The following is a 13,127-nucleotide window of genomic DNA, read 5'->3' on the forward strand; positions in this document are numbered from 1 at the left end:
TTATAAATTTTACTCTCACGCCGACAGGTCTTACTTTCCAAACAAAAACATCAATGGAATTTCCAATCGTTTCGACCAAGCCTGTTCATTATGAAATTCTCCGGGGAAAACTTCATATTTCAATTCAATTTCAGAATGCTTGCTTACCAACAGCTTGTCCATCTCATCATTTGCTGGCAAAAAATGCTTATCAAGTTCCTGATCACCGCAGTCAAGATATAATCGTGTCCCAGCTAATTTCTTATTTGATTCTGCAACTTGTTTCAATATATTTCCATCATCAAATGCAAACCCACTCGATAATCCGGCTGCCTTAGAAAACACATCCGGATGTAACCACGCCATATAAAAAGAAATCAGCCCACCCATAGAAGAGCCCAACATCGCTGTATTAGCTTTATCTGTTTTCGTTCTATAATTCTTATCTATAAATGGCTTTAAATTATCAACAATAAAATTGAGATAATCCATTCCTTCAGGTGTTCCTGAATATTCTACCCACCTGTCTTTTGTATTACTAATAGCTACAATAATAAATTCTTCAGTCTTGCCGGCCTTCATTAAACTATCAGCTATTTCATCCATGCGCCATTCCCTTCCATAAGAAGTACTTTGATCCATCAGATTCTGACCATCATGCGCATAAAGTACCGGATAACGTTTATCTGACGACTCATCATAAGAAGGCGGCAACCATACAACTACATCTCGGGTATTCTTTAAATGCGTATCCGCAAACTGATGATGGTATCTTACATTTCCTGTAATGCTCCGATTGTATAAATCATTCCAATTTGTTGGATGTATAACTAAAGTCGTATCCTTCACTAAGGAAAAAGGCTGCGGTGCTACATCTCCATTATAATACATAGCCTCCTTATAGTAAGATCCTCTCGTAATTTTAAAGTTCACAAAAGAATTACCAGGAAAATAGCCTTCATATACCCAGGTTGAATCATTCTCTCTTTCCATCCTTGGTGCAGAAGGATAAAACCAATTTCCTATTTTGCTATCCTCACCTACTAAAATCAGCGTATCATTCAATGGAGTACTTGCAGGTGAAATAACCTTTACCTTTAAAAGATGGTCCTGAGCTTCCAGATTCAAAGCAGACATCAAACAAATAACTATTAGTCCAAACAAAGATTTCCACATCGCATTCATTTTTAACAATTTACTTATTTTTCTAATAAGGTGTATTCTCTATCCTGCCTCTTTCCTTTCCCGAATATTTATCGCCGTAAAAGCCCCTATAATCATAAAAACACCAGCCATTACAAGTGCCCAAACTGTTTCGCCCTGAAAAAAATATTTTATCAGCAATCCTCCCAAAAAACCACATACCAATTGAGGTAAGGTTATAAAGAAATTAAAAATACCCATGTATACACCCATCTTTCTTACAGGAATATAAGATGATAGAATAGCGTATGGCATTGCCAGAATACTACCCCAAGCTAAACCGATACCTATCATAGATAATAGCAAAGTAGCAGGCTCAGTAACAAAGTAAATGGATATCATTCCTGCGCCACCGGCAATTAATGAAATTGCATGAGCTATCTTTTTATTTGTTTTCCGGGCAATCCACGGTAAGCATAATGCATAAACTGCTGCAATACCATTATAAATACCAAACAACATACCCACCCAATTTCCGGCATCAGCATACATGGCTGAACTTGTATCATTGGAAGGCAAATTATATACATGTTGTGCAACAGCCGGGGTCATGTAAACCCACATCATAAACAATGCAAACCAGGAAAAGAACTGAACAATTCCCAATTGCAACATAGTTTTAGGCATCGATGCAAAATCATGCATAATGACCCGTATTCCATTATCTTTCTTAGAACTCACCAGTTCTGTTGAACCAGTATCATTCAATTCAAATTCAGCAAACTCCTTAGGAGAATATTCTTTTGTAGTAAAAACCGTCCATAACAGTGTAAACAACATCAAAAAGGCTCCTGCATAAAAAGAATAGACTACATTATCCGGAACCTGCCCGACGATAGCAGTTTTATTTACTCCTAAATTTGCCAACACATAAGGCATCAATGAGCCTAAAACAGCACCAATGCTTATTAAAAACGTCTGAATAGAAAACCCCTGACTTATCTGGCTCTCGGGTAATTTATCAGCTACCAAAGCACGAAAAGGCTCCATCGCAATGTTAAAAGATGCATCCATTATCATCAACATTCCTGCACCTATCCAAACAGGAGCCATCAAAGCTGATAAAAAGGAGGCATTGGGCATCAGCATCAAGGCTGTCGCCGCTAAAATAGCTCCTCCTAAAAAATATGGTCTTCTCCTTCCCAACCGGGTCCAGGTACGATCACTATAATGGCCGATAATTGGTTGGATCAACATCCCCGTTATGGGTGCTGCCAGCCAAAACAAAGACAAATGTTCAATATCAGCGCCAAATGTTTGTAAAATTCTTGAGGCATTTCCTGTCTGCAAAGCAAAACCGAATTGAATTCCTAAAAATCCAATGCTCATATTCCAGATCTGGATAAGCGGTAAAGTGGGTTTCAATTTCATAAGATTTCAACCCCTTCCTTATTAACTTTAACCAAAATCGATTTCCCTCTATAAACCATATTAAAGGAAAAGGACTTCCATTTCTCAGGCAACATGGGGTTAAAAGTCAATTCATCATCAACCATTCTCATACCTGCAAAACCTTCTACTATAGTCATCCACGTACCCGCCATAGAAGTAATATGCAAACCATCTTCCGTATCATTATTATAATCATCTAAATCCAATCGGGAAGTTCGCAAATAAAAATCATAGGCAAGTTTTTCATATCCCAGCTTAGCTGCTAAAATGGAATGGACACATGGAGACAATGAACTTTCATGCACAGTCATTGGTTCGTAGAAGTCAAAATTCCGTTTGAGAGTATCCAAATCAAAACGATCTTGAAAAAAATACAAACCCTGCAATACATCGGCCTGTTTAATAAAGCAAGAGCGTAAAATACGATCCCAACTCCACTTTTGATTCAATGGTAAATTTTCAGGACCCAAGTTCTTAACCAGTATCAGCTCTTTATCCAAAAATCCATCTTGTTGTAAAAATACTTGCTGCTTATCATCCTTCGGATAATACATCTTATCAATAATATCTTTCCATGATGTAATTTCCTCCTCTTTAAACTGAATACGATTCATTAAAGTGTAATACTTAGCTTCATCACGACCTTTTACATAACGCATCGCTTCCAAAGCATATTCCAGGCACCAGGATGCTATGTAATTGGTATACCAATTATTATCAACATTATTTTCATACTCATTCGGGCCAGTAACACCTAAAATCACATATCGCTCCTTTTTTATACTCCAGTTCACGCGCTGTTTCCAGAAACGGGCAATTGCCAAAAGAACTTCAAGACCATATTCAATTAAGTAATCCTGGTCTCCGGTATAGCGGATATAATTATAAATGGCAAAGGATATAGAACCATTTCTATGGATCTCTTCAAAAGTAATTTCCCATTCATTATGGCATTCCTCACCGTTCATTGTCACCATTGGAAAAAGAGCGGCACCATCAAAGAAACCCAATTTCTTTGCATTCTCAATAGCCTGCGGCAATTGTTTAAATCGGTAGATTAATAAATTCCTGCTAACTTTAGGAGCTGCAGTTGCCAAATAAAAAGGTATGCAATAAGCTTCTGTATCCCAATGTGTTGCTCCACCATATTTTTCACCGGTAAATCCTTTCGGACCAATATTCAATGCCGGATCTTCACCCGTATAGGTCTGATATAATTGAAAAATATTATAGCGAATAGCCTGCTGCGCCTCTGGATCACCCTCAATTTCAATGTCACTTTCTCTCCATTTAAGATGCCAGGCATCTGCCTGCATCTTAAGCAAATTGTTAAAGCCTAAAGAACAAACAACTCCTAATTCTTTCTCAACATGCAATCGTAACTTATCCTTAGGTGTATTTAAAGAAGTATAATTTACTGCATATTTACAGAATACCAGCTCCTTCCCTTCTTCGGCTTTAATTTTGATTTCTCTTCCAATATACTTTTCACGAACCATTGGTGCAGATTCAAAAGAGATGGTCTTTCCATCTTTTTGCACATCAAAAGCAATTCCTGTACATGCAAAAAAGTTGGTTCGCTTCGTTTTCATTGTTAATACAGCAACGTCGGTCGCTGAATCCTTTTCAACTTCTTTCCAAAACTTTTCGCCATAATTAGCATCCTGATTACTAATATCCCCATCAATATCAAACAAAACAGATAACTCACCATCAAAATTAAGAGGAGTTAATGAATAGCGAATCGCTCCAACAGAATCATGCACAATGCTTAAAAACCGCTTTACCTGAACAGATACTTGCCTGCCACTTTCAAACTCAGCTTTAAAGGAACGTTCCAGATACCCATCTCGCATATTAAGCTCTCGCTTAAACTCCAGAACCTTACATCGGTTCAGATCCAATAATTCATTATCAACCTGAATTCTAATAGTCCCCCAGTTAGCTGCATTTAATACCTTCGCTGCATATTCAGGATAGCCGTTTTTCCACCAGCCAACCTTTGTTTTATCCGGATAATATATTCCGGCCAGATAACTGCCTTGTAAACTTTCACCTGAATATCCTTCCTCAAAATTGGCGCGGTGACCCATTCGGCCATTCCCCAGGCTAAATATGCTTTCAGAAACACGATTCAACTCTGGGGAAAAACCTTCTTCAATAATCTTCCACTCATCAACTTTCAGGTACTTCTTCATAAATTAGGTAATTGGTTAGTATAAGATCAAGGATATTATAACAATGCTGGGTTTAATTCAGAATCAGCCAACGTGCCAACTTCTTTTTCCATTAACCATTTTTTATGATCGGCTTCCTGCCATTCATGCTGCGGTTTAGCTACTTTTGTTCCATCAGCATAATAGATAATCGTCATTACTTCCCGCATCTTATCAGATGTATTTCCTGGTGCATTGTGAATCGTATAACCTTGATGGAAAGTAGCATCACCAGCATTCATATAAGTAGGTCTGGAAAGCTTAAACTGATTCTTTTTCACGTAATCCTCAAATGCACCTTCTGATTCATCTGAAATTACATAATCAAATATATTTCCTTTCTTCTGCGACCCAGATGCGAAAGTCAGCATCCCCATATCTTCATTCGGCATATCAACCAAAGGCATCCACATAGTAATAGTCTGAGTGGTATCTAATGGCCAATAATTCTGATCTTGGTGCCAAGGAGTTGGACCACCACCTGGTTCTTTAAACAAAGCCTGGTCATGATATAAACGTACATTTTTTACGCCCAGCAAATCTGCAGCGATTTTGGCAAAACGCTTTGCCAGAACAAATTTCTTTGCAGCTTCATCCTCTCTCCAAAGATTCATAATCTGAAGAAATGCTTTACCATACGTATCTCTATCCTCTAGCTTTCTCTTCTCACTATTATATCTGCTTGCCGCATCCACAAGCACATCGTGATACACACTTATTTCTTCTTTCGAAAGAATATTCCTGATTAAAGTATGTCCCAATTCCTGGAACTCATTCACCTTTTCCTTTGGAACATTAATCGTGTTGTTTAAATCTGGTAGAATTTCTTTTTTATTTTCCATCTCAATTCTAATTATTGGTTTAATCAAATTTACCCTTTCAACAAAGGAAATAGAATGAAGAAAATGGACTAAATATGGGGTATATTAACATATATAGTAAAATATTACTACATTTATATTAAAAACAGCCACATTGAAAGCTTCAGTTGAAATCTTATATCCCAAAAGCGACCAATCATTCTTAGTCAGAAAGTTTGATAAATCTGCATTTGAAGCACCCTATCACTATCATTCCGAATTTGAGCTGACTACCATTATCAAAGGAAGAGGAAAAAGATATATCGGCAACCACATGGAAGACTTCCAGGAAGGTGATTTGGTATTATTGGGTGCAGGTTTACCCCATTGTTGGAAACTAGAAAACACTCCAAATAGCGAAAATGAGGAAGCCAGTGCAGTCGTTGTTCAATTCACAAGAGATTTTCTCGGAACAGATTTTTTTGATAAAGTAGAACTAACCGGTATCAAAAAACTACTGGAAGAGAGTCGTTATGGCATACGTTTTTCAGAGGAAATAAGCACTAAGGTTCAAAAACAGCTTATTAGTCTAAGTAAACCTAATAATCATTTCAAGTCGCTAATGCGCCTCATGACCATTCTTCATGATCTTGAATCATCCGACAACCAAATTATACTTGACAAACACATTACTTCTGCTCTCGACTCAGTAGAGCAAGCCCGCATCAATCCTGTGATGGCTTATATTGTTGATAATTTTAACGATAAGATCTCTTTAGATAAAGCTGCTGAAATAGCGCATATGACTCCCAATGCCTTTTGCAAGTTCTTCAAAAAGGTGACCCGTAAAACTTTTGTACAAATGGTTTTAGCATATCGGTTGAATTATGCCCGACAAAAACTCATTCAAACCGATAAACCCATTTCTGAAATTTCATTCGAAAGTGGCTTCGGAGATGTATCGCATTTTTATAAAATGTTTAAAGCCGAAACCAAACTAAGCCCATTAAACTACAGAAAGAAATTTATGCAGAGGTTCTCTTAGTTTAGCATTCAGATCTTACAAGCCTATATACCGATTGCCGAAATTATAAGTCAAACTTACATTCCAGATATAATCGTCTCCTATAGTAATATTACTATTAATCTTCCTATTAAACAGTGCAGACAAAGTAAATGGTAAATTTTGCTTATTAACAGAAACTCCTGAACTCGCATAAATCCCCTCCTGTCCATCTATTCGTAAATAATAAATTTGAGGTGACACACGAAATTCATAATCTTCAATCATCAACTTACTCACGTTAGTTCTAAAAGCTAAAAAATGTGTATTGCGTGTAGTTCCCTCAAGTCTATGCGTATACATGTAATAAAGACCAAGGTTAACCTTATTAGAAAGAAAATATGTTGGAGCAATATCTGCTGTAGGTGCACGTTCAACAGCTAAAATCTTTTCGGTTTCGCCATTCTTAATTATACTTTGACTCTTGAACGACAGACTCGGATTTACCCCAATTTGCAAACGCCACTTCTCATTTTCTACTATCCGATATCTCCACCAAAAGATAAACGCCCAAGGCTTTAGATCTTCCATATCAAAACGGAGTTCTGGCTCAAAACTTAACTTATCTTTCCTAAAAGAGAAATAAAAGATAGTGGCAGCTTTACCTAAGGTAGAGGAAGGGATAGTTGAAATACCCTTATTAGTTGCAGTAATCGATCCATTAAAAACAATCGTATCCTTTTTTGTAGTAGCTACTACTTCAGTGCTATCTTGTGCATATAATGTGTGGGGCAACATCCCAGAAATAGCCAATATAGCTATCATAACCGGGTAAATTATTTTATTTGTAAAACTTCTAGTTGATATTTCTCGCAGTTTTAAAGGCACTTTTCTCATGTATTATTTATAAGTAAGTTAATTTATTAATCAATCATTTAATGAGCGCAAATATCTCAACTATACCCAATCAAATTGTTATACATATTACTGTTTAACTAACCATTATCACTGATTTATAGATTATACTACACATATTGCCCCTAACAAATGGTTAACTTAGATAATTATGCAACTGCAAACACAATTCTAACACCTATATTAGGTAAAAACATCCTTATTAAATCAAAAAACAATAACTTTATTCATCTCTTTCACCCTATAAATTATAAGAAGGAAATCTCTAATAAATAAGATTTTAATTACAAGAATAAAATGAAAGCAATCATCCTAAATGAACCAGGAGCACCAAGCAATTTAGTTACTTCAGAAGTTTCAGCTCCTTCTATAAAATCAGATGAAGTACTGATACAAGTAAAAGCAATCAGCATTAACCCTGTCGATGCAAAAACAAGATCGGGCAAAGGCTTGTATGGCCGACTTAAAGACATAAATCCACTCATTCTTGGCTGGGATGTTTCAGGCATCGTGATAGAATCAAACTCAGGTCTCTTCAAAAAAGGAGATGAAGTTTTTGGAATGATTAACTTCCCCGGACATGGAAAAGCTTATGCAGAATATGTAGCTGCACCAGCCTCTCACTTAGCCAAAAAACCAAAAAACATCACACACAATGAAGCTGCCGGTGCAACACTCGCTGCACTTACTGCCTGGCAAGTGCTTATTACCAATGCTAAAGTCAAAAAAGGAGACCGTGTACTCATTCATGCCGCCTCCGGAGGTGTGGGTCATTTTGCCGTTCAAATTGCCAAAAACTTAGGCGCTTATGTTATCGGCACCTCTTCTGCTGAGAACAAAGATTTTGTCCTATCACTTGGCGCAGATGAGCATATCGATTACAAAGCACAGGCTTTTGAAAAAGCAGTTAAAAACATCGACTTTGTATTAGATACTATTGGCGGAGAAAACATAGACCGTTCACTCGAAGTGATTGTAAAAGGCGGTACATTAATCAGCCTCCCTACCGGTTTAAATGAAGCAGTTACCGAGAAAGCAAAAGCAAAAAATGTAAATGGATATTTTATCCTGGTCCAATCCAATGGTGAAGATATGCAGGCAATAGCCGATCTTTTAGAAAAGAATACCATCAAATCTCACATATCAAAGACCTTCTCTTTTAATCAGATGCCAGAAGCGCATATGCAAATTGAAAGTGGAAGAACTGTTGGAAAGGTAGTAGTAGAATTAGATTAATGAATGTTTTTTTATATTATTGTAATACCATTTATCAATAACCTAATTCAACTAATCTATATTCAATTAACCAACTATGAAAAGATTATTATCTATTGCATTGTTAATGCTGTGCACAGTATCTATCGTTCTGGCTCAAGGAAGTCAAGTTTTTGAGACGCGTACCGTAAAAAGTGATATCCTTAAAATGGATCGCAAATATGCAATTTACTTACCCGAAGGCTATGATCAAAGCGACCGCAGTTATCCAGTTCTCTACCTCCTTCATGGCAGTGGAGATAATCATACAGGCTGGGTACAATTCGGGCAAGTTCAACACATTGCAGACAAAGCGATTGCTGAAGGTAATGCAGGTCCAATGATCATTGTAATGCCCGATGCCGATACCGGAACCAGAGGATATTTCAATGTTGTTGACGGCAGTTATAATTATGAAGACTTCTTTTTTAAAGAGCTAATTCCGCATATTGAGAAAACATACCGGGTACGTAGTGAAAAACGTTATCGGGCTATCTCTGGCTTATCAATGGGTGGGGGTGGAACCATCTTTTATGCTCTGCACCAGCCAGATATGTTTGCTGCTGCTGCTCCTCTAAGTGCAGCAACCGGAAACTGGGATTTTGAACAGTTCAAAACAAGGCTTAAACAAACACCTACTAGTGCTTCCGACAAACAAATCGAAGATTACTTCAATCTCCATAGTATAGAAAGCATTGTTAAAAATGCATCTGAAGATAATTTAAAGAAGATTAAAGGAATACGATGGTATATAAGCTGCGGCGACGATGATTTCCTTTATGAAGGCAATAGCCGAATGCATATTCTATTGCGTCAAAGCGAAATCCCTCATGAATACAGAGTTAAAGATGGTGGACACACCTGGACATACTGGCGAAACGAATTACCTTTAGTACTTGAGTTCGTCTCAAAGTCATTTACACAATTCTAATCTAAGCATCCAAAACAGCATTTGATTAATGCTGTTTTGGATGCCTTTAACTATACTCCTTCAGCAATTGCTTTCATCTTAGCTAAACCGGTTTGCGCAACTAACAATGCGTCTTGCTGATAATAACTCTGGTTGAAAACCTCCAGTGAAAGAATAATTTGCTTGCCAGGATCTTTAATGGCCTGCAAAGCTTGACGAATCGGAGCAATACCATCTCCCGTATAAATACGATCAGGCTCAGATATTTTAGCAGGAAGAATACCTGACGGATAATCATTAACATGGAAAATATCAATCGCCGGCTTACCTACAAATGCTAGGCTGTCAAAGCTTGAACCTCCTTTGTAAATATGAAAAATATCCAATAAAGCACGAGCATCTTTATGTCCGCTTTCAGTAACCACGTATAATACCTGACTAATTTTCTTAAGATTGGGTGATGCACCCCACATTTCAAGCACCGGCTTCACACCAGTCTGCTCGCCCATCTCAAGTATTTTAATATATCTTTCAGTAATAACATTCAAATCAAGCAATGCTGCATTAGCACCATTGGCACCCGAAGGTGGAGCTGCTACTCGTTTACAACCAATCCCCGCCAATTGCTCCATTTCTCCCTGCAACTGCTTAAGTCCAGCAGTACGCATAGCTTCATCATCTACAATCCATCTGGCAAAACCAATTGCATTTTCTATTTCAAGACCTAAATCATCAATAATCCTTTTAGCTTCCTTTACCGTACCCCCTTCTTTCAAATAGGTTTGAAAACTATCTATCCATATTTCAACCGAGCCAAATCCTGCTTTCGATGCAACTTCCAATTCTTTAACAAAACCGAGTTTCTGTCCACGAATGGTGCTCATATTGAGCGCATATTTAAAACTTGAATTAGTTTGCTTTGAAGTCTCTTTAGCAGAAGCGGGTAATTTTAACAGAGAAGCCCCGGCAGTCAAACCCAATGTTTTTAATACTTGCCTGCGGTTTAATAAAAGGTCGGTCATAATAAATTAAGCTCTTTATGTGAATTAATAGCCGTAAAAATACAATTATTAATTACAGAGCTGCAACACTACCTTTATAATTCCTAAAAAGATAACGCAACCTCACAAATACAACCAATACATTAGCCAATGCTATCAATCCTAATCCTAAAATAAAATCCGACATCATTAAAAAAATGCCATCCCAACTCAATATCCGACCGCTCAACATAGTTGTAATCCAGGACATTGAAAGAAGTAGAATAAGAGGTAAAAGCCGTAATAGCAGATAGGACCACGATAACCAAAGAGGTCGTTTATTATATTTCTGATACCATTCTTTTACCCTGAATATTCTACGCACTGCAAAACCAAAAGCGATAAGAAAAACTAAAAATCCACACACTTGAAAAAACCAATGTGGCAAAGAGGAAACATCGGGCTCCTGTCCTTTCAGTATTTCGTGAATGCCATCCACGAATGAATAATAATCCACAAGAGGCTTAATACCGCTATTAAATAGAACAACGATTCCATACCCATCATTCGTATAAATCATTTGCTCTGAACTGTAGGTCCATAAAATCCCACCGTGATACAAGCTGGAATCTCTATTCAAATTCCAACCCATAGCATAAGACGATTCATTCCCTGACTGTGCTTTATGTGTCAATGCGAAACCCTCTGCACTCAATAATTCAATATCTTTAAAACGACCTTTATTTAACTGAACACGAAGCCAGTTGGCCATATCATTAGAGCTAGAAACCACTCCTGCTGCACCATCCACAAACCATTCAGGATCTTTTGCAACAATTGGTTCTCCAACAAAAAAGGTATAACCTTTTGCTATACCTTCTTTATATAATGATTTAGTATTAGGAACATCCCAGGTATAATTCATTTCCAGCGGATTGAAAATATGGTTTTCCAAATACGAAGAAAATCTTTCGCCGCTAACCGCTTCAACCAATTTCGCCAGGATCTCATAATTGGGATTATGGTAATGAAACGTTTCACCAGGCTTACTTACTAATTTAGCCTTCTTTAGTAATACAATGACTTCATCCAAGTTTGTGGCTTGCTGCTTAAAAGTCATATCGGGAAAACCAGTATCTGCTAAACCACTTGTTTGATGCAATAGCTGACTAACTGTTATACTTGCACCACGAGGGTCATCTATTTCAAAAGAAGGGATATATTTAACAACCGGACTATCCAAAACTACTTTACCTTCCTCTACCAGCTGCATAACTGCCACCCCTGTAAATGCTTTACTTAAGGAAGCTATTGGAAAAGGCGTATCAGCATTTACGGCTTTACCATCACTTGTAACACCATAGCCTTTTGAAAAAATAACAGAATCTGAATGAACAACGGCAACAGCCAAGGACGGAATTTTATTGCTCGCCATCTTAGCCGTCAAATAGCGATCTATCTTTTCTACGGTATTTCCACTCTGGGCCTGAGCATTTCCAGTACCTGCAAAAAGCAAAGCCAAATACAGAACTATTATCTCTATAGCCTTTAAAATATACTTTATAGGAGTAAAATCTGAGAACATATCGGTATAATTGATTACCAAACATAATCTCATCTACCTAATATATAAACACTTAATCGTTATACCGCACTATATAGTCGGTAAATAACAGGTTTTTGTCGGCTAACGAAATGCTGAATTATCTACCCATCCATCCACCGTCAACTGTCATGACGGTACCATGCATATAATCTGATGCAGCCGAAGCCAGAAAAACTACCGGCCCTTTAAAGTCATCCGGGTTACCCCAACGACCAGCAGGAATACGTTCCATAATTGAACGACTACGATCTTCATCTTTTTGCAAAGCAGCTGTATTATCAGTAGCTATATAACCCGGTGCAATCGCATTTACATTGACACCTTTTGCTGCCCATTCATTTGCAAAAGCCTTAGTAAGCTGTCCGATAGCACCTTTACTGGCCGCATACCCAGGCACAGTAATTCCTCCTTGAAAAGTAAGCAAGGAGGCAGTAAAAATCACTTTACCACTTCCACGTTTAATCATTTCCTTACCAATCTCTCTTGTAAGAATAAATGGAGCAGTTTGATTAACCGCAACTACCTCATCCCAATATTCATCCGGATGCTCAGCAATCGGTTTTCGCAATATTGTACCGGCATTATTGATAAGAATATCAATAACAGGATGATCTTTTTTCACCTGCTCAATAAAGTTATTAATTGCATTACGGTCACTAAAATCACACTGATAGGCATAGAATCTTCTATCCATTGCTTTAACAGATAGTTCAACATCACTGCCACTAAGTTCCAAATTTGCAGAAACGCCAATAATATCAGCACCGGCTTCCGCTAAAGCTTCAGCCATGGCCTTTCCAATCCCTCTTTTACAGCCTGTAACCAAGGCTATTTTTCCCTTTAAACCAAATAGATCTAATACTGACATA

Annotated in this window: 11 protein-coding genes; 3 read left to right on the plus strand and 8 right to left on the minus strand. The window is 37.5% G+C overall.

Translation table 11 applies throughout. The features are described from left to right. Positions 1-30: 30 nt before the first annotated feature. Genes C8N28_RS04305 through C8N28_RS04320 form a run of 4 tightly spaced genes read right to left on the minus strand, consistent with a single transcriptional unit; the run spans position 31 to position 5,632 of the window. The gene (locus tag C8N28_RS04305; protein WP_132221857.1) at positions 31-1,164 is read right to left on the minus strand and encodes an alpha/beta hydrolase; all 1,134 of its coding nucleotides are present in this window, start codon (positions 1,162-1,164) and stop codon (positions 31-33) included. Between the two features lie 39 nt (positions 1,165-1,203). Continuing rightward, positions 1,204-2,553 (minus strand): MFS transporter, encoded by a 1,350-nt coding sequence (locus C8N28_RS04310; RefSeq protein ID WP_221410186.1) that lies wholly within the window; start codon positions 2,551-2,553, stop codon positions 1,204-1,206. Beyond that, positions 2,550-4,772 (minus strand): family 65 glycosyl hydrolase domain-containing protein, encoded by a 2,223-nt coding sequence (locus C8N28_RS04315; RefSeq protein ID WP_132221859.1) that lies wholly within the window; start codon positions 4,770-4,772, stop codon positions 2,550-2,552. Before C8N28_RS04315 ends, C8N28_RS04310 begins: the two co-directional genes overlap by 4 nt. Before the next feature lie 35 nt (positions 4,773-4,807). Further along, positions 4,808-5,632, minus strand: a complete 825-nt coding sequence (locus C8N28_RS04320; RefSeq protein WP_132221861.1) for a phytanoyl-CoA dioxygenase family protein — start codon at positions 5,630-5,632, stop codon at positions 4,808-4,810. 133 nt (positions 5,633-5,765) lie between these two features. Between C8N28_RS04320 and C8N28_RS04325 the strand changes: the two genes are divergently transcribed. Beyond that, on the plus strand, positions 5,766-6,635 hold the full coding sequence (locus tag C8N28_RS04325) for an AraC family transcriptional regulator (protein WP_132221863.1): 870 nt from the start codon (positions 5,766-5,768) through the stop codon (positions 6,633-6,635). A 15-nt stretch (positions 6,636-6,650) separates the two neighbouring features. Here the strand turns inward: C8N28_RS04325 and C8N28_RS04330 are convergent, their stop codons facing one another. After that, positions 6,651-7,418, minus strand: coding sequence for a hypothetical protein (locus C8N28_RS04330; RefSeq protein WP_132221865.1), 768 nt, complete (start codon positions 7,416-7,418; stop codon positions 6,651-6,653). A gap of 387 nt (positions 7,419-7,805) precedes the next feature. Here C8N28_RS04330 and C8N28_RS04335 point away from each other — a divergent pair, with 387 nt between their 5' ends. Both C8N28_RS04335 and C8N28_RS04340 read left to right on the plus strand, forming a co-directional pair. Next, positions 7,806-8,744 carry an NADP-dependent oxidoreductase gene (locus tag C8N28_RS04335; RefSeq protein WP_132221867.1) on the plus strand — a complete coding sequence of 313 codons (939 nt, stop codon included), beginning with the start codon at positions 7,806-7,808 and terminating at the stop codon, positions 8,742-8,744. 76 nt (positions 8,745-8,820) lie between these two features. Continuing rightward, a complete protein-coding gene (locus C8N28_RS04340) occupies positions 8,821-9,693 on the plus strand; it encodes an alpha/beta hydrolase (protein WP_132221869.1) in 873 nt (290 codons plus the stop codon). A 50-nt stretch (positions 9,694-9,743) separates the two neighbouring features. Here the strand turns inward: C8N28_RS04340 and C8N28_RS04345 are convergent, their stop codons facing one another. From C8N28_RS04345 to C8N28_RS04355, 3 genes are all read right to left on the minus strand, one after another. Continuing rightward, a complete protein-coding gene (locus C8N28_RS04345; protein ID WP_132221871.1) occupies positions 9,744-10,694 on the minus strand; it encodes a sugar phosphate isomerase/epimerase family protein in 951 nt (316 codons plus the stop codon). A gap of 52 nt (positions 10,695-10,746) precedes the next feature. Further along, positions 10,747-12,270 carry a serine hydrolase domain-containing protein gene (locus tag C8N28_RS04350; RefSeq protein ID WP_132221873.1) on the minus strand — a complete coding sequence of 508 codons (1,524 nt, stop codon included), beginning with the start codon at positions 12,268-12,270 and terminating at the stop codon, positions 10,747-10,749. A gap of 85 nt (positions 12,271-12,355) precedes the next feature. Further along, positions 12,356-13,126, minus strand: coding sequence for an SDR family NAD(P)-dependent oxidoreductase (locus C8N28_RS04355; RefSeq protein ID WP_132221875.1), 771 nt, complete (start codon positions 13,124-13,126; stop codon positions 12,356-12,358). Position 13,127 lies beyond the last annotated feature (1 nt).

Origin of the sequence: Albibacterium bauzanense (assembly GCF_004339765.1) — a bacterium.
GTDB lineage: Bacteria > Bacteroidota > Bacteroidia > Sphingobacteriales > Sphingobacteriaceae > Albibacterium > Albibacterium bauzanense.